The sequence below is a fragment of the Streptomyces sp. NPDC030798 genome (assembly GCF_055572275.1).
Map to the genome: position 1 here is coordinate 160,848 of NZ_JBVIDR010000012.1, position 17,803 is coordinate 178,650.

At 71.0% G+C, this 17,803-nt stretch carries 15 protein-coding genes; 6 read left to right on the forward strand and 9 right to left on the reverse strand.

What is annotated here, in order from left to right; all coding sequences use genetic code 11:
* Positions 1–197 precede the first annotated feature (197 nt).
* Positions 198–2,006 carry an ABC-F family ATP-binding cassette domain-containing protein gene (locus ACZ404_RS26575; RefSeq protein ID WP_468444032.1) on the reverse strand — a complete coding sequence of 603 codons (1,809 nt, stop codon included), beginning with the start codon at positions 2,004–2,006 and terminating at the stop codon, positions 198–200.
* 157 nt (positions 2,007–2,163) lie between these two features.
* On the opposite strand from ACZ404_RS26575, the gene ACZ404_RS26580 reads away from it, so the two are divergent.
* Positions 2,164–2,757: a Uma2 family endonuclease gene (locus ACZ404_RS26580; protein ID WP_468444034.1), complete on the forward strand. Its 594-nt coding sequence runs from the start codon at positions 2,164–2,166 to the stop codon at positions 2,755–2,757.
* 6 nt (positions 2,758–2,763) lie between these two features.
* On the opposite strand, the gene ACZ404_RS26585 is transcribed toward ACZ404_RS26580, so the two are convergent.
* From ACZ404_RS26585 to rsmI, 6 genes are all read right to left on the reverse strand, one after another.
* Positions 2,764–3,657 carry a 4-(cytidine 5'-diphospho)-2-C-methyl-D-erythritol kinase gene (locus tag ACZ404_RS26585; RefSeq protein ID WP_468444036.1) on the reverse strand — a complete coding sequence of 298 codons (894 nt, stop codon included), beginning with the start codon at positions 3,655–3,657 and terminating at the stop codon, positions 2,764–2,766.
* Positions 3,654–4,526: a 16S rRNA (adenine(1518)-N(6)/adenine(1519)-N(6))-dimethyltransferase RsmA gene (rsmA, locus tag ACZ404_RS26590; RefSeq protein WP_468444038.1), complete on the reverse strand. Its 873-nt coding sequence runs from the start codon at positions 4,524–4,526 to the stop codon at positions 3,654–3,656. Before rsmA ends, ACZ404_RS26585 begins: the two co-directional genes overlap by 4 nt.
* Positions 4,527–4,673: 147 nt before the next feature.
* Positions 4,674–6,071 carry a ubiquitin-like domain-containing protein gene (locus ACZ404_RS26595; protein ID WP_468444040.1) on the reverse strand — a complete coding sequence of 466 codons (1,398 nt, stop codon included), beginning with the start codon at positions 6,069–6,071 and terminating at the stop codon, positions 4,674–4,676.
* Between the two features lie 134 nt (positions 6,072–6,205).
* Complete coding sequence (locus ACZ404_RS26600; RefSeq protein WP_468444042.1) at positions 6,206–7,084, reverse strand: TatD family hydrolase; 879 nt, start codon at positions 7,082–7,084, stop codon at positions 6,206–6,208.
* A 67-nt stretch (positions 7,085–7,151) separates the two neighbouring features.
* Positions 7,152–7,562: a hypothetical protein gene (locus ACZ404_RS26605; RefSeq protein WP_468444044.1), complete on the reverse strand. Its 411-nt coding sequence runs from the start codon at positions 7,560–7,562 to the stop codon at positions 7,152–7,154.
* A 776-nt stretch (positions 7,563–8,338) separates the two neighbouring features.
* Positions 8,339–9,196: a 16S rRNA (cytidine(1402)-2'-O)-methyltransferase gene (gene rsmI, locus ACZ404_RS26610; protein ID WP_468444046.1), complete on the reverse strand. Its 858-nt coding sequence runs from the start codon at positions 9,194–9,196 to the stop codon at positions 8,339–8,341.
* 105 nt (positions 9,197–9,301) lie between these two features.
* On the opposite strand from rsmI, the gene ACZ404_RS26615 reads away from it, so the two are divergent.
* Entirely contained in the window at positions 9,302–11,050 is a 1,749-nt protein-coding gene (locus ACZ404_RS26615; protein ID WP_468444048.1) for a dolichyl-phosphate-mannose--protein mannosyltransferase, read from the forward strand.
* A 243-nt stretch (positions 11,051–11,293) separates the two neighbouring features.
* Here ACZ404_RS26615 and ACZ404_RS26620 read toward each other — a convergent pair whose 3' ends face one another.
* On the reverse strand, positions 11,294–11,491 hold the full coding sequence (locus ACZ404_RS26620; RefSeq protein ID WP_468444050.1) for a hypothetical protein: 198 nt from the start codon (positions 11,489–11,491) through the stop codon (positions 11,294–11,296).
* A gap of 1,414 nt (positions 11,492–12,905) precedes the next feature.
* Here ACZ404_RS26620 and ACZ404_RS26625 point away from each other — a divergent pair.
* The 4 genes from ACZ404_RS26625 (at position 12,906) to ACZ404_RS26640 (ending at position 17,330) form a co-directional block, all read left to right on the forward strand.
* Positions 12,906–13,469: a hypothetical protein gene (locus tag ACZ404_RS26625; RefSeq protein WP_468444052.1), complete on the forward strand. Its 564-nt coding sequence runs from the start codon at positions 12,906–12,908 to the stop codon at positions 13,467–13,469.
* A gap of 83 nt (positions 13,470–13,552) precedes the next feature.
* The gene (locus tag ACZ404_RS26630) at positions 13,553–13,789 is read left to right on the forward strand and encodes a hypothetical protein (RefSeq protein WP_468444054.1); all 237 of its coding nucleotides are present in this window, start codon (positions 13,553–13,555) and stop codon (positions 13,787–13,789) included.
* 139 nt (positions 13,790–13,928) lie between these two features.
* Positions 13,929–15,566, forward strand: coding sequence for a penicillin-binding transpeptidase domain-containing protein (locus tag ACZ404_RS26635; RefSeq protein ID WP_468444056.1), 1,638 nt, complete (start codon positions 13,929–13,931; stop codon positions 15,564–15,566).
* 96 nt (positions 15,567–15,662) lie between these two features.
* Positions 15,663–17,330, forward strand: coding sequence for a penicillin-binding transpeptidase domain-containing protein (locus ACZ404_RS26640; RefSeq protein ID WP_468444058.1), 1,668 nt, complete (start codon positions 15,663–15,665; stop codon positions 17,328–17,330).
* 17 nt (positions 17,331–17,347) lie between these two features.
* Here the strand turns inward: ACZ404_RS26640 and ACZ404_RS26645 are convergent, their stop codons facing one another.
* The gene (locus ACZ404_RS26645) at positions 17,348–17,686 is read right to left on the reverse strand and encodes an SsgA family sporulation/cell division regulator (RefSeq protein WP_468444060.1); all 339 of its coding nucleotides are present in this window, start codon (positions 17,684–17,686) and stop codon (positions 17,348–17,350) included.
* Between the last annotated feature and the right edge of the window lie 117 nt (positions 17,687–17,803).

Sequence of the window (17,803 nt, forward strand, 5' to 3'; positions counted from 1 at the left end):
ACTGATTTTTAGCCAGCTCTTTCTATCACCCGGCACCGACGGTCCAGCCGCCCGGCCGCATGGCTGTTCCCAAGGGAGCACCGGCCCGTGATGCCGCCGTTACGCGCCTTCACGCCCCCTTCACGCGGCGCACGCAACAGCGGCGCACGCGGCCTGAATTGAACCGCGTGCGCCGGGTGCCCGCGTGATGCTGCGGGCTAGGCGTCCTCCGCCAGCTCCAGCCAGCGCAGCTCCAGTTCCTCGCGCTCGCCGGTCAGTTCACGCAGCTGGGCGTCCAGTTCGGCCACCTTCGCGAAGTCGGTGGCGTTCTCGGCGATCTGGGCGTGCAGCTTGGCCTCCTTCTCGGAGATCCGGTCCAACTGCCGCTCGATCTTCTGCAGTTCCTTCTTGGCGGCGCGCTGGTCGGCCGCGCTCTTCTCGGTGGTGGCCGGCTTGGGTGCCGCGGCGGCGGCCTGCGCGGCGACCGCCTCCTCCATGCGCTGCCGCCGCTCCAGGTACTCGTCGATCCCGCGCGGCAGCATCCGCAGGGTGCCGTCGCCGAGGAGGGCGAAGACCCGGTCCGTGGTGCGCTCCACGAAGAACCGGTCGTGGGAGATGACGATCATCGAGCCGGGCCAGCCGTCGAGGACGTCCTCGAGCTGGGTGAGGGTCTCGATGTCGAGGTCGTTGGTGGGCTCGTCGAGGAAGAGGACGTTGGGCTCGTCCATGAGGAGCCGCAGCAGCTGCAGCCGCCGCCGCTCACCACCGGAGAGGTCCCCGACGGGCGTCCACTGCTTCTCCTTGTTGAAGCCGAAGGTCTCGCACAGCTGCCCGGCGGTCATCTCGCGGCCCTTGCCGAGGTCGACGCGCTCGCGGACCCGCTGCACCGCCTCCAGGACCCGCCAGGTGGGGTCGAGTTCGGCGACCTCCTGGGAGAGGTAGGCGAGCCGGACCGTCCTGCCGACGACGATCCGCCCGGCCGCGGGCTGGGCCTCGCCCTGGGTGCGCGCGGCGTCGGCCAGGGCGCGCAGCAGCGAGGTCTTGCCGGCGCCGTTGACACCGACGAGGCCGATCCGGTCACCGGGGCCGAGATGCCAGGTGACGTGCTTGAGAAGCACCTTCGGCCCGGCCTGGACGGTGATGTCCTCGAGGTCGAAGACGGTCTTGCCGAGCCGGGAGGAGGCGAACTTCATCAGCTCGCTGCTGTCCCGGGGCGGCGGCACGTCCGCGATCAGCTCGTTGGCGGCCTCGACGCGGAAGCGCGGCTTGGAGGTGCGGGCGGGCGCGCCGCGGCGCAGCCAGGCCAGCTCCTTGCGGATCAGGTTCTGCCGCTTGACCTCCTCGGTGGCGGCGATCCGCTCGCGCTCCGCGCGGGCGAAGACGTAGTCGGAGTAGCCGCCCTCGTACTCGTACACGTCACCGCGCTGCACATCCCACATGCGGGTGCAGACCTGGTCGAGGAACCACCGGTCGTGCGTCACGCACACCAGCGCCGAGCGCCGCTCGCGCAGGTGCCGGGCGAGCCAGGCGATGCCCTCGACGTCGAGGTGGTTGGTGGGCTCGTCCAGGACGAGGAGGTCCTGCTCCTCGATGAGCAGCTTGGCCAGCGCGATCCGGCGCCGCTCACCACCGGAGAGCGGCCCGATGACGGTGTCGAGCCCCTTCGGGAACCCGGGCAGGTCCAGCCCGCCGAACAGCCCGGTCAGTACGTCCCGCACCTTGGCGTTGCCGGCCCACTCGTGGTCGGCCATGTCACCGATGACCTCGTGACGGACGGTGGCGGCGGGGTCGAGGGAGTCGTGCTGGGTGAGCACACCGAGCCGCAGCCCGCCGGAGTGCGTGACCCGCCCGGTGTCGGCCTCCTCCAGCTTGGCCAGCATCCGGATCAGGGTGGTCTTGCCGTCGCCGTTGCGCCCGACGACCCCGATCCGGTCCCCTTCGGACACACCGAGCGAGACGCCGTCCAGCAGGGCACGGGTGCCGTACACCTTGCTGACGTTCTCGACATTGACCAGGTTGACGGCCATTTCACTCCTGCCCGGGGGGATGGATCAGCCTTCAAGCGTAGGCCCTGCGGGGGGTGGGGCGGCGCGTGGGAGTGCGGTCACTCTTTGTGACGACGTGATCGGGAACGGGCCGCTACCGTGGAGGGCAGGCAGCAGGATCCCGTCCATGGGAGGAACCATGACCGCCGAGTCCGTAGAGCACCGCACCGAGTGGCCGGTGCCGCCGCAGGACGGCTACACCGTGGACGACCTGTTCACGCTGCCTGATCTCCCGCCGCACACCGAGTTGATCGACGGGAGCCTGGTTTTCGTGAGTGCCCAGCGGGACTTTCACAGTGTTGTCATCGACCTGCTGGTGAGCGAGTTGCGTCGCACCGCGCCACGCGACCTGAAGGTGCGCCGTGAGATGACCGTCGTCATCGACCGCCGCAACGGCCCGGAACCGGACGTCTCGGTCGTCCGGGCGGAAGCCGTCAAGGGCCCGGAGCAGACGTACTACGACGTCGCTGACGTCCTGCTCGCCGTCGAGGTGGTGTCACCCGACTCCGAGGCGCGGGACCGCGACTACAAGCCGCACAAGTACGCGGCGGCGGGCATTCCTCACTTCTGGCTGGTCGACATGGCCGGCCAGGACAAGCACCCGGTGGTCCAGGTCTACGAACGCGGCGAGGCCACGGGCACGTACGCCCTGACCGGTATTTACCACGAACACGTCAAGGTCAGCGTGCCTTACGACATCGACATCGATCTGACCGCCATCGACGCTCTCTGAGGCGGTTCACACCACCGTCGCCCCCGGCACCGGCCCCGCCGCGGTCCGCACCGACCTGCACGTGCCGGACGTCCGCAGGGCCGCTGCCACCTTCTCCGCCGACTCGGCGTCGCGCGCCAGGAAGGCCGTGGTCGGTCCGGAGCCGGAAACCAGGCTGGCGAGGGCGCCGGCCGCGCGGCCCGCCTCCAGCGTGTCCGTCAGCTCGGGGAACAGGGAGAGGGCCGCCGGCTGGAGGTCGTTCGACACGGACGCCGCCAGGGCTTCCGCGTCGCCCTTGGCCAGCGCGTCGAGCAGTTCCTGCGCGGCCACCGGCGCGGGAATGTCCCGGCCCTCCGCCAGGCGGTCGAACTCGCGGAAGACCGCCGGGGTCGACAGGCCCCGCTCGGCCATCGCGAACACCCAGTGGAAGGTGCCGCCGGTCTCCAGGGCCGTCAGCCGCTCGCCGCGCCCGGTCCCGAGAGCGGCGCCGCCGACCAGGCTGAACGGCACGTCGCTGCCCAGCTCGGCGCAGATGGCGAGGAGTTCCGCCCGCGAAGCGCCCGTGCCCCACAGCGTGTTGCAGGCGAGCAGCGCGCCCGCGCCGTCCGCGCTGCCGCCCGCCATGCCACCGGCGACGGGAATGTCCTTGGCGATGTGCAGGTGGACATGGGGCTCGATGCCCCGGCGCCCGGCGAGGGCGAGGGCCGCGCGGGCGGCGAGGTTGGTGTGGTCCAGGGGCACCTGGTCGGCGTCCGGGCCCTCGCAGGTGACGCGGAGCCCGTCGGCCGGGGTGACGGTGACCTCGTCGTACAGGCCGACCGCGAGGAAGACGTTGGCGAGGTCGTGGAACCCGTCCGCGCGGGCGCCGCCGACCGCGAGCTGGACGTTGACCTTGGCGGGGACGCGGACGGTGACGCTCACTGGTTTCCCGGCTCCTTGTGCTCTGCGATGCGCGCGAACTCCTCGACGGTCAGCGACTCCCCGCGCGCCTGCGGCGAGATGCCGGCCGCGACCAGGGCCGCCTCGGCGGCGGCCGCGGACCCGGCCCAGCCGGCCAGCGCCGCCCGCAGCGTCTTGCGGCGCTGGGCGAAGGCAGCGTCGACGACCGCGAAGACCTCCCTCTTCGAGGCCGTCGTCTTGATCGGCTCGGTCCGGCGGACGAGCGAGACCAGGCCGCTGTCGACGTTCGGGGCCGGCCAGAAGACGTTGCGGCCGATGGCGCCGGCCCGCTTGACCTCGGCGTACCAGTTGGCCTTCACGGACGGCACGCCGTACACCTTCGAGCCGGGCGCGGCGGCGAGCCGGTCGGCGACCTCGGACTGCACCATCACGAGCGTCCGCTCGATACCGGGGAAGGTGTCGAGCATGTGCAGCAGCACGGGCACGGCCACGTTGTACGGGAGGTTCGCCACCAGGGCCGTCGGGGCGGGGCCCGGCAGCTCGGTGACGTGCAGCGCGTCGGAGTGGACCAGCGCGAAGCGGTCGGCGCGGTCCGGCATGCGGGCGGCGACGGTGGCCGGGAGCGCGGCGGCGAGGACGTCGTCGATCTCGACGGCGGTGACCCGGTCGGCGGCCTCCAGCAGCGCGAGGGTGAGCGAGCCGAGTCCGGGGCCGACCTCGACGACCACGTCGTCGGGGCGGACCCCGGCGGTGCGGACGATGCGGCGGACGGTGTTGGCGTCGATCACGAAGTTCTGGCCGCGCTGCTTGGTGGGGCGGACACCGAGCGCTGCCGCCAGCTCACGGATGTCGGCGGGGCCGAGGAGGGCGTCGGGGGTGGGGCTGCTCACGGCACAAGGGTACGGGGGTGCCGCGGGCGCGGTCGCCAGGTGCCCGGTGCCGGAGCCGGGGCCCTGGGCTCACCGCGCCCGCGGGGTGCCCCGCCGGCGCGGCTGTCCCCGGCTCCGGCACGCATGCGAAAGCAGCGACCGGGCGCCCTACCCCCGCAACCGGGCCCCGCAATGAGGCCACGGCGTGGACCCGCGCCGCTGGTACAGCTTCTTCGCGCGGTACGTCTGCTCGTCCGCGGAGGCGTCCTGCGGGCGTCCGCTGCCGCCGAGGCTCTGCCAGGTGCGGGTGTCGAACTGGTAGAGCCCGCCGTAGGTCCCGGACGCGTCCACCGCGTTGGGGCGGCCGCCCGACTCGCACGCGGCGAGCCCCTTCCAGTTGAGGTGGTCGGCGCCGTGCACGGAGCGCGGCCGGGGCTTGGTCCCCACCCGCACCACCTGCTTGCTCGGCCTGCGCACCACCTCGGACTTCTCCCGGCGCGGCTTCTCCCGCACCCCGTTGACGGTGCGCAGGAAGTAGGTGACCCGCCGCAGGCCGGGCCGCCCCGGCTGTTCGACGACCTCGGTTCCCTTGAAGAGGGAGGGGTCGGCGGTGCGCTGCACGTCGAACGGGATCTGCTCCTCGTGCACCTCCCGGAAGCCGCGCACCCGCAGCACGGTCACCGTCTGCCCGTCCCGCGGGAAGCCGCCCGGCGGGACGGAGGTGGTGTCCTGGCCGTGCAGCGTGACGCCGGCCTCCTCCAGGGCCTCGCGGACCGTGGCGGCGTTGGTGCGGATGGTCCGGCTGCGGCCGTCGGCCATGATCGTGACGGTCCGCTCGGTGCGGACGTCGAGCGCGAGCCCGGTGCGTCCGATGCTCTGGGAGCGCGAGGCCGACAGATACGCGCCCTCGGCGCGCACCCCCAGCTCGCGCAGCGCGCCGTCCACCGTGCGCGCGGTCGTCCACACCTCCCGGCGCCGGCCGTCCAGCGTGAGCCGGACGGGACGGCCGTAGCGCACCGCGACCTCGTCGCCGGCGGCGAGGGGGGTGTGGGGGGCGGGCGCGACCATGTCGTGCGAGCCGACGGGCACCCCTTCCTCGGCGAGCAGCTCGGACACGTTGTCCGCGAAGGTGTGCAGGGTGCGCGGCCTGCCGTCGACGCTCAGCTCCACCGCCTTGTCCTGGGCGACGAACGCGGTGGTGCCGCCGGCGAGGAACGCCACGACCAGCGCCTGCGGCAGCAGGCGGCGCACCGCGGATTCCGGGCGCTCGGCGGAACGCGCCCTGCGCCGGCGCGCGGCCCGGCCACCGGCTTCCACCGGCGGCTCGGGCTCGGGCCCGGGCTCCGGCACGCCGGTCGGCGGCTCGGCCGCGGCGGCCACCGGCCCCGGCGGGTGCACCGGCGCCCGGGGCGGCGCCACCGGCTCGGTGACGAAGTACGCCTCGGCCTCATAGGCGGGCCGGTAGGTGTCGTACGGGCCGTACGGCAGGGTCTCCGCGTCGTGCACGGAGACGCCACTGCCGTACGGCTCCCACGTCTCGTACCTGTCGTCCTGCGACTTGCTCACGCCGACACGCTCCAGAAGAGCCAGAGGGGTCCGGATCGGCCCCCGAACCTAGCGGAGCGAGTGTCACTGTCCAAAGCGACTCGACTACGTACTGTTGCGCTGCGAACGTGCGCCCAGCAATCGGAAGGGCGTGCTCAGTAGGCGAAGGCGCGGGCGGTGTTCGCGGCCAGGGCGGTCGCGAGCGCGTCCTCGTCGATGCCGCGCACGGCGGCCATGGCGCGCACGGTGACCGGGATCAGATACGGCGCGTTCGGCCGCCCCCGGTACGGCGCCGGGGTCAGGAAGGGCGCGTCGGTCTCCACCAGGATCAGCTCAAGCGGGGCGACGGCGAGGGCGTCGCGCAGATTCTGGGCGTTCTTGAAGGTGACGTTGCCGGCGAAGGACATGAAGTAGCCCTCGCGGGCGCAGATCTCCGCCATCTCGGCGTCGCCGGAGTAGCAGTGGAAGACGGTGCGCTCGGGGGCGCCCTCCTCCTTCAGCACGCGCAGGACGTCGGCGTGGGCGTCGCGGTCGTGGATGACCAGGGCCTTGCCGTGCCGCTTGGCGATCTCGATGTGGGCGCGGAAGGACCGCTCCTGCGCCTCCTTGCCCTCGGGACCGGTGCGGAAGTGGTCAAGGCCCGTCTCGCCGACGCCCTTGACCTGCGCCAGCCCGGCAAGCCGGTCGATCTCGGCGAGCGCCTCGTCCAGCGCGGCGTCACCCCCCGGCTCCCGGGCGCCCTGCCGGGACCATCCGTCGGGGTCGCCGTGGACGATGCGCGGCGCCTCGTTGGGGTGCAGGGCGACCGTGGCGTGGACGCCGGCGTGCGCGGCGGCCGTCTCGGCGGCCCACCGCGAGCCCTTGAGGTCGCAGCCGACCTGGACGACCGTCGTCACGCCCACCGAGGCGGCCTTGGCGAGTCCCTCCTCGACGGTGCCGGACTGCATGTCGAGATGGGTGTGCGAGTCGGCGACGGGCACCCGCAGCGGCGGCGGGAGCGGCGGTGCCGCGCTCTTGTCGGCGTTCGAAGGCATGCCCCGATCCTACGAAAGGGGCATGCCGTCGACGGCCGGCGAGGCGCTCACCAGGGCGCGGGCCGGCTCAGCTCGCCTTGCGCTGGAAGGGGTGCAGGAGATCGGACAGATGCCAGTGGTGCGGCTCCGGGGCCGCTGCCTGCCCCGGCACCTGGGGCGTCTCGACCGGGCCCGTCCGCGGCACGTCGTGGTGGCGCCGTTCGGCCGCGCTGCGCACCGAGGACACCTGGCCCGCGCGCATGATCCGTACGACGTGACCGTCGCAGTTGGCGCACGCGGGCCGGCTCAGCGGGGACGGCACGACCCGGCCGTCGGCGACGTACAGCACGAACTCCTGGCCCTCGGCGTCGGTGTGGTGCTCTATCTCGTACGACTGCTCCCAGCCGTGTCCGCACCTCATGCAGGCGAACGCGTACGACTCGTGAACGACGGCGGTGGCCGTGCCGCGGAGGCCGGTCTGCCCTGCGATCTCACTCATGCCAGCTCCTCTTGTCCGCTGGACAAGCGCCCCGCGCGGGGACTCCCCCCGGAATCCCATTGGGGCGAGGGACGGGTGCGTCCCTGTGTCCAGTGGACGCCTCCACCAGCGGATACGCATCAGGCCTGTCGAGTGTTGGAGGCGATTTGGACGTCGCTTGCCCAAGGGCCCCGGATCAGGGGTGCGGGCTTTGCCTTCGGCGCGCGCCTTTTGCCCTCCCATGGGGCGCATGCTCAGTAGAGAAGAGCCCTGCTCAGAGGCACATTGCGCCCCTCGGCGCAGCCCCCGCGACCCCTTCGACGGGACACCCCTCGCCCCCGTCCACGGACGGCCCCGACCCCTTGGACGGAGGCCCCCCGCCCCCCTCTACGGACGCCCCTCGACCCCTCGGGCGGAAACGCCTCGCCCCCCTACGGACGGCCCTCGCCCCCTTGGACGGAGGCCCCCCGCCCCCCTCTACAGACGCCTTCCTGACCCCCGCGGCGGACACTCCTTGGCCCCCTCTCGGCGGACGCGCCTCGGCCACCCTCCCGGGCCCCTCCGAGCTCGCTGGACGGACGCCTACTGGTCCCCTGGGACGGACACTTCCCAGCCCCTTGGCCCCAGGACGCCTTCGAGCGCTCCCGAGCGTGCTCGTCGAAGCCCCTGGCCCCACGCCTCGTAGCCACCTGGCCCGACGCCTCTGCCCCCGGCCGGACGACTCCCAGCCGTCGGCCGAGGACGCTTCGCGTGCTCCTGCGCCGACGCCTGCCGGCTCTCTGGGCGGATGCCCCTGGCTAGGTTCCCTGGCCGGCGTGCTTCTTGGCGGCGACCACCGCGTCGAACACCACCCGCTTGGGCAGCCCGGCCTCCGCCGCGACGGCCGCGATGGCCTCCTTGCGCCGCTCGCCCGCCTCCTCCCGGATCCGCACCCGGCGGACCAGTTCCCCGGCGTCGAGTTCCTCGGGCCCGGTCTCGGGGGCGCCCTCGACCACGACGGTGATCTCCCCGCGGACCCCCTCGGCCGCCCACGCGGCCAGCTCGGCCAGCGGACCGCGCCGAACCTCCTCGTAGGTCTTGGTCAGCTCGCGGCAGACGGCGGCCCGACGGTCGGCCCCGAAGACCTCGGCCATCGCGGCGAGGGTGTCGTCGAGCCGGTGCGGGGCCTCGAAGTAGACCAGCGTGCGCCGCTCCTCGGCGACCTCCCGCAGCCGGGACAGCCGCTCGCCCGCCTTGCGCGGCAGGAACCCCTCGAAGCAGAACCGGTCGACGGGCAGCCCGGACAGCGCGAGCGCGGTGAGCACGGCCGACGGCCCCGGCACCGCGGTGACCCGGACGTCCTTCTCGACGGCCGCCGCGACCAGCCGGTAGCCCGGGTCGGAGACCGACGGCATGCCCGCGTCCGTCACGAGCAGCACCCGCGCCCCGCCGAGCAGCTCCTCGACCAGCTCGGGGGTGCGGGCCGACTCGTTGCCCTCGAAGTACGACACCACGCGGCCCCTGGGGGTCACGCCGAGGGCCTGGGTGAGCCGGCGCAGCCGCCGCGTGTCCTCGGCGGCCACCACGTCGGCGCCCGCCAGCTCCTCGGCCAGCCGGGGCGGGGCGTCCGCGATGTCACCGATGGGGGTACCTGCCAGGACAAGGGTTCCAGTCACGCCCCCATCCTCCCAGGGCTGCCCGGAGCGGAGAAAACGCCCGCAACCGCGACCGGTAACGGCCATGCACGGGACTCACACAGAACGTTTCCCTACGATGGCGCGGTGACCAGTACCGCGTCCTCCACGGACCTACGGCAGGGCCAGGCACCGCACGACCAGCGGCCGACATGGCAGCAGCGGCTGCGCCGATTCGGCTACGCGCCCGCCCAGGACGCCCTCGCGGGCGACGTGCGCCGCCGGCTGGTGCCGCCGTACGTCGCGCCGAGCCCGCGCCTGTGGCAGGTGCTGGGCCTGCCGCCGGTCCTGGCCGACCGGATCGCCCGCTGGTCCGGCTGGATCGGGCCGCTGCTGGTGACGCTCGTGGCGGGCGTGATGCGGTTCTGGAACCTGGGCAGCCCGCGCGCGGTGATATTCGACGAGACGTACTACGCCAAGGACGCGTGGGCGCTCGTCCACCGCGGCTTCGAGGTGAACTGGGACAAGAACGCCAACGACCTGGTGCTGCAGACGCACGGGCATCTCGCGATCCCGACGGACGCGGCGTACGTCGTCCACCCGCCGGTCGGCAAGTACGTCATCGGCCTCGGCGAGCTGATGTTCGGTTTCAACCCGTTCGGCTGGCGCTTCATGACCGCCCTGCTCGGCACGCTGTCGGTGCTGCTGCTGTGCCGGATCGGGCGCCGGATGTTCCGCTCGACGTTCCTGGGCTGTCTGGCGGGCGCGCTGATGGCGGTGGACGGGCTGCACTTCGTGATGAGCCGGACCTCGCTGCTCGACGGCGTGCTGATGTTCTTCGTGGTGGCGGCGTTCGGGTGCCTGATCGTCGACCGGGACAAGGCACGCGAGAAACTCGCCGCCGCGCTGCCGGCCGGACCCGACGGCCTGGTGCGCCCGAACGCGCACGTGGCCGACACCTTCCGCTTCGGCCTGCGGCCGTGGCGCTGGGGGGCCGGGCTGATGCTGGGACTGGCCCTGGGCACCAAGTGGAACGGCCTGTACATCCTCGCCGCGTTCTGTGTCATGGCGGTGCTGTGGGACGTCGGCGCCCGCAAGGTGGCCGGCGCCCGGCAGCCGTACATCGCGGCGCTGCGGTACGACACCGGGATCACCTTCCTCGCGACCGTGCCGGTGGCGATCGGCGTCTACCTGCTGTCCTGGCTCGGCTGGATCCTCTCCCCGGCCGACGGCACCGGCGGCTACTTCCGCAACTGGGCGGCGACCGACGGCAAGGGCGGCCACTGGACCTTCCTGCCGGACTGGCTGCGCAGCCTGTGGCACTACGAGCACGAGGTGTACGAGTTCCACATCGGGCTGTCGTCCCCGCACACCTACCAGTCCAACCCGTGGAGCTGGCTGGTGCTGGGCCGCCCGGTGTCGTACTTCTACCAGTCGCCCTCCCCCGGCGTGGACGGCTGCCCGTCCGACGCGGGCCAGAAGTGCGCCCGGGAGGTGCTGGCCATCGGCACACCGCTGCTGTGGTGGGCGGCGTGCTTCGCGATCCTGTACGTCCTGTGGCGCTGGGCGTTCCGCCGCGACTGGCGGGCGGGTGCCATCGCCTGCGGCATCGCGGCCGGCTACCTCCCCTGGTTCATGTACCAGCAGCGCACGATCTTCCTCTTCTACGCGGTCGTCTTCGTCCCGTTCCTCTGCCTGGCGGTCGCCATGCTGATCGGCGCGATCATCGGCCCCCCGCACTCCTCCGACACCCGCCGCGTCATCGGCGCCTCGGCGGCAGGCGTCCTGGTCCTCCTGATCACCTGGAACTTCATCTACTTCTGGCCCCTGTACACGGGCACGGCCATCCCGATCGACTCGTGGCGCTCCCGGATGTGGCTGGACACCTGGGTCTAGCTGCGCAGACGCGCCAGAACGGCCCGGCATCACGCCAGGCCATCCTGGTCGTTGTTGGTCGTCCGAGGTCGTCACCGGCCATCCTCGGACGGCCCGGAGACGGCCCCACCGGGCGCGGCCGGCAGTTTTACAGTCTGGTCACGGTAGGCAGGCCGCACAGCTTTTGACCTCCGGCGATGCCGGTCAGCAGTCCCTGGTGGGCCTACACCGTCCACATCTCGTCCACGGCCGAACCCAGGCAACTCACTCGATCATGAAGCGATGCGCAGCGAGGCCGAGACTTGCAGCACCCATGAACGCGGCCCCACTCGCGCCCATCACTCCCAGAGCCGCCGCTCCAGCCATATGGAAGACCACTCCGGCGGCAGCGGCCACGCACAGGCTGGCCAGCAGGATGATCGCCAGCCAGATGCCCCTCTGCGACGGGTTGTTCCCGTTCACCTGCACCCCTCCCCTTAGCGCTCCGCGCTAAGTGACCTCGTTCGCCAACGCCTCCCTGGCGGGCAAATTCAAGGTGACAGAGACGAAAGTGCAGGTCAAAGAGGGTTACCAACCTTTGTGATGGCGAACTTCCTCGCTTGAGATGGACAACTGCGGAGCCAGCACAGGAGAGGTGGGGTGCTTATACAGGAGAACTGACACCTTCGTGATGGAAAGTAATAGGAAGTATCTCCTAGTACCCCTGGTACGCCTAGTATCCCTGTACCCCCCGTTTCTCCTTCAGGAAGGTCAACGAGTTTGCCGAACCCTCTTCACCCCTCCGCAGTGCGGCTCCTCGAGAAGGCGGCTGACCGGGCCGGACGCCATGGCAAGGTCCCCTTCCCTCCTACCTTCGTGCGGTCACAGGACGAAGGTGCGAAACCTCCGCTAGCCCGGCTGATCCAAGGAGGCCGAGGCGGAGAGGTGCGACTGAAGCTCTACCTCTGCATCACGATGATGGCCACGGCGGCGCCGTACGACATGCGCCAGCCCCCAACGCCTCAGTCGTGGACACGCATGCTCGCTCTACCACCGGAAAACGGTCCGCGCCGCATCACTAGCAACCTTCGGTGGCTGAGCGAGAATGGATTTATCAAGCTGGAACCTCGACGCGGTAACACCCCTGCCATTAGACTGGTTTCCCTAAGCGACCCTGACGCCCCGTACATGAGAGCCAGTACGCAGGGTAGATACCTAGGAATTCCTATCGAGTTCTGGACCGAAGGCTGGATTCTTTATCTCAGCGCTACCGGTATCGCACTTCTTTTTGCCCTTCTGGAAGCACAGGGCGGCTACACGGAGCCGCGGTATCTGACCAGAGACAGGCGGGAGTCTTATGGGCTTTCCCACAACACCTGGACCGTGGCCAGAAAGGAACTGGAGGCGCACAAAATATTAGCGGTTAAGCGCGCACCCCAGGGGGATGACTTTGACTACAGGAGACTACGTAACACTTATCGGATCGACGAAGAACGCCTGCTGCAAGTACCTCATGATCCCCGGTGCTTCATGTCCATACGATGAGGCGCTTTACAAGCTAGGCGTCGCATCTCAGCCCCCCGATGCCGGCCAGCAACTCCATGCACACCGGGCGCGGGACTCGTCGGGCTCTTCGGGGCGTTCGTCCAGTTCGAGGACTCCCGGGGGCCGCCGAAGAGCTGACGCCTGGCGGTCGGACATGCCGGCCCGAGAGATGCACAGGCCACCCGCGGAGTCGGGCTCGGCACGTGCGCGAGGCGAGCTGTACGCATCGGTGCGCGAGCATGGCATGCACGCGCTCAGACACTTGAAGGGCGCACGAGACAGGCAGTCGATCAAATCTTGTGGCCTTCATCAAGTGGAGGACTGCGGCGAACAGGCTGCGGACAATGTTCTGATGGATCAAGGGATAGCCGCAGCCCTCGCTGGCGTCGCGGGGCTCGTCGGAGCCGGTATCGGCGGCCTGGCCACCGCCTATGGCGCGAGGGTAGGTGCCCAGACGTCGCTGGAAGCGGCACAGATGCAGGTGGATCGGCAGGCGCGCGCCGAACATGAGCACTGGATACGAGATCAGCGCAGGCAGGTCTGCAGCGAGGTGACAGTTGCCTGGCAACAGCTGATCACGCCCCTGGCCGCATGCCTCACCTACCTGGACAGGGGCCAGCAGATACCGGAAGCGCAGCGCGGGGAGTTGGACGCCCGCCATGAAACGCTCCTCAACGCTTGCATTCTGACCGCCCTTTGGGGCCCGGATGCGCTGGTAGAAGCCGCCAACGACCTCGCCAAGGCCTCCCAGAAACTCTTCACCCTGACTGCCGAATGGAATCTAGCCCTGCAGAGCAGTGATCAGCCCGCTATCGAAGCCCACCAGCGGCGTACTCTCGCTGCGGGGGAGGAGTTCGGACCAGCACACAAGCTGTTCGTCACCACGGCGCGGAGTCTTCTGGAGAGGCCCAGCTAGAACATCCCGAGACCCGGGCCCAGCCGGGCGGTGGTGCGGAGGGGACCGCGTGACCGGGGGTCGGTGGGGTCGTTGGGGCGGGTATGAAGAGGATCACCGCGCTCACCGCGCTCACGCTGACCGGGCTCGCGCTCGCCGCGCCCGCCCACGCCGACAACGGCGGTCACGCCCGGGGCGGCATCAACGTCAACAACCGGAGCCTGTCCACCGCCAACCTCTGCGAGCGGGCCCTCGCACTCGTCCCGGTGGCCGCGCCGTGGACCGGCGACGCGGTGGACGACGCCTGCAACGACCGGCCCCACGAGCACCTGCGCGACTAGGCGCGGGGACCCGCCCGTCACGGTTGCGTCACTCCCTGGTCCTGCGTCCCGGCAAGCGCATACAGTTCTTCCGCACGCCCGCTTTTGAACATGTTCAGTAATGGCGGGGTGAACACGGGGAAACGGGGAGGGACCGGGGATGGGCAAGGGGGCCAAGGCCGTCATAGTCGGCGGGGTCTGTGCGGCGATGGTGGGCGGAGCCGGGTACGGGTTCTACACCATCGCGTCCGCGCTGAACGACGACGGCACGGCGGGCAGCACGACGAAGGCGGCGAGGACCGGGCCGCCCGGCGCCGGCGAGGTCGAGGAGGCGAGCCGGGCCTTCTTCACCGCCTGGGAGAAGGGGGACGCCCAGGCCGCGGCGGGCTACACCAACTACCGGGACGCGGCCCGGCAACTGCTCACGGCGTACGGGGACGACGCGCACATCACCAAGGTGCACATCAGGCCCGGGACGGCCAGGGGAACGACGGTGCCCTTCCATGTGACGGCGGTCGTGTCGTACCGGGGGAAGTCCCGGCCGCTCAGCTACGACAGCAGTCTGACGGTCGTGCGCGGCGAGACCTCGCACCGCGCACTGGTCGACTGGCAGCCCTCCGTCGTCCAACCCCTGCTGCGCAAGGGGGACACCCTGGTGACGGGCGAGTCCCAGGCGCCGCCGATCGAGGCCGTGGACCGGAGCGGGAAGGTGTTGACGGCCGAGAAGTACCCCTCCCTCGGCCCCGTCCTGGACGAGCTGCGCAAGCGCTACGGCGACAAGGCCGGCGGCCGGCCCGGCGTGGAGCTGGCCATCCGCCACGAGGCGAACGCGGACGGCAGCGAGGCCGCCGACACCCCGCTCGTCACCCTCGCCAAGGGCAGGGCGGGCAAGCTGCGGACGACCCTCGGCGCCGGCACCCAGGCGGCGGCCGAGGCGGCCGTGCGCGCGTACCCCAACGCCTCGGTGGTGGCCGTCCAGCCCACCACCGGCGAGATCCTGGCGGTGGCCAACCACCGCGACGACGGCTTCGACGCGGCCCTCTCCGGTGAGCGCCCGCCCGGCTCCACCATGAAGATCATCACCGCCGCGACCCTCATCGACCACGGCCTGACCACCGCGAACGGCCCGGCGCCCTGCCCGCCCTCGGCCGTCTCCGACAGCCAGACCTTCCACAACCTCAAGGATCTGCAGCCGGACGAGCACGCCACCCTCTCCGACAGCTTCGCCCGGTCCTGCAACACGGCGTTCGTCAAGTTCGCGGACGACTTGAAGGACGACACCCTCGCGCAAGAGGCGCAGGACCGGTTCGGACTCGGCCGCAACAACTGGAAGATCGGCGTTCCCTCCTTCGACGGCCGGGTCCCCGCCGCGTCCGGCTCCGACAAGGCGGCCGGGCTGATCGGCCAGGGCCAGGTCCAGATGAGCCCGCTGAACATGGCCTCCGTGACGGCCACCGCGATGACCGGCGTCTTCCGGCAGCCGGTCATCGTGCCGCTCAGCCTCGACCACCGCACTCCGGCCCGCGCGCGCGGGCTGTCTTCGAGCACCTCGCAGCAGTTGCGCGCGATGATGAACCGCACCGCGCGCAGCGGCACCGCCGCCGGGGTGATGGCGGGACTCACCGGTGACATCGGCGCGAAGACCGGCTCGGCGGAGGTCGACGGCAACGTCAAGTCCGACAGCTGGTTCGCCGGGTACCGGGGTGATGTGGCGGCCGCCGCGCTGGTCCAGGACGGCGGGCACGGCATCGACGCGGCCGGGCCGATTGTCGCAACCGTGCTACGGAGTGCGGGCTGACATCACCCGCAAAGGCGGGGACCTTACTGTGGTAGCCGTCGTTGGGGAATGTGAGGGCTGTGGGGACCCTGGGAAAGGCGCGGAGGAACTGAGACTGTGGGCAAGAGAAGGCGCGTCGCCGAGCGACGTAGGACCAGACCCGCCGTACTCGGCGGGATGATCGCCCTGGTCGTCGGCGGCGCCGGCTTCGGGGTCTACGCGCTGTACGACGGCGGTGCGTCGGCCGACGAGCGGACGGCCTCCACGACCGGCCACCGGCAGGTGAAGACCGGCCCGCTCACCGCCGCCGAGGTGCGCACCGCCTCCACCCGGTTCCTCACCGCCTGGCAGCAGGGCAAGGTCTCCCGCGCCGCGGCCGCCACCGACGACGCTACGGCCGCCACCGCCCTGCTCACCGGCTACGCCAAGGACGCGCACCTCAAGGACGTCACGCTCACCCCCAAGCCGGCGACCGGCGCGAAGGTGCCGTTCTCCGTCAAGGCGACGGTGTCGTACCAGGGCCTCGGCAAGCCGCTCGCCTACGACAGCGCGCTCACGGTCGTCCGCCGGGCGAGCGACGGCACGGCGGTCGTCGACTGGCACGCCTCCGTCGTCCACCCGGACCTCGAGGACGGCGACACGCTCGTCACGGGCGAGTCCGGCACCCCTCCGGTGACGGCGCTGGACCGCGACGGCGGGGAGCTGACCGCCGCCAAGTACCCCTCGCTGGGCACGGTGCTGGACGGCCTGCGCGAGAAGTACGGCAAGAAGGCGGGCGGCAAGGCCGGCGTGGAGCTGCGCGTCGTGCGCGGCAAGGCGTCGAAGGCGGCCAAGCTGTCCGACAAGACGCTGGTGGAGCTGAGCAAGGGCACGCCGGGGACGGTGAAGACCACGCTGAGCCCCGCCTTCCAGGCGGCGGCCGAGCGGCAGGTGGCCGCCAAGCAGCGGGCCTCGGTGGTGGTCGTGCGCCCCTCGACGGGTGAGATCCTCGCGGTCGCCAACAGCGGGCACGGCTTCAACACCGCTTTCCAGGGCTCCCTGGCGCCCGGCTCCACGATGAAGATCGTGACGTCGACCATGCTGTTCGAGAAGGGCCTCGTCACCCCGGACGCCTCCCACCCCTGCCCCAAGACGTACAAACTCGCCGGCTGGACGTTCCACAACGACGCCGACTCCGAGATCAAGAAGGGCACCTTCAAGCTCAGCTTCGGTGCCTCCTGCAACAACGCCTTCATCAACTTCGCGCCGAAGCTGTCCAACAGCGACCTGACGAAGGAGGCACAGGAGGTCTACGGCCTCGGCCTGAACAACTGGGCCATCGGCGTCCCGTCGTTCGACGGCTCGATCCCGGTGCAGAGCGGCGCGCAGATGGGCGCCTCGCTGATCGGGCAGGGCGGGGTGCGGATGAGCCCGCTGAACATGGCGTCGGTCGCGGCGACGGTGGAGACGGGCGTCTTCCACCAGCCGTACCTGGTCTCCCCGGCCGTGGACCACCGCACGCTGGCGAAGGCCGCGCGCACCATGTCGTCCAGGACGCAGGCCGAGCTGAAGGAGGTCATGCAGTACACGGCGGCGTACGGCACGGCCGCCAAGGCGATGGCGGGCCTCGGGCCCGACTACGGCGCCAAGACGGGCTCCGCCGAGGTCGACGGCCAGAAGAAGCCGAACGGCTGGTTCACCGCGTACCACGGCGACCTCGCCGCGGCGGGCGTGGTGCAGGCGGGCGGCCACGGAGGCGACACGGCCGGACCGATCGTGGCCGCCCTGCTGAAGATGGGCGGCTGACCACCCCGACGGGCCGCTCAGGCCCCCACCGGCTCGGCCGTGTAGGTGCGGCGCAGGAAGCTCAGCAGCGTCTTGCTCTCGAACTGGACCACATCGACACCGTTGTCGGAATGGAATTCCACGACGGCCTGGACGCGCCCGCAGGGCCACACGCGTACGTCGCCGCTCTCGGCCGGCGCACGCAGCCCTCGTTCGAGCAGCGCGCGGGAGAAGGACCACTCGTGCGTGCCGGGCAGCCCGATGCGAACGGAACGCGGATCACTGTCGGGGTCGTACCGCAGTACCACGGGTACGGCCCCCGGGTCCTCCTCGTCCGTGACGATATGGGCGCGTGCGTACTGTTCGACTACAGACATCGGACCGCCCTCTCACGTTCAGTGACCTGTGCGGAAGCTGCGCTTCTGCTTCCTCTCCAATGTCCCATATTTCCGGTTTCACGCCCGTCGGGCCGAACGAGACCGACTCCCTCTTGC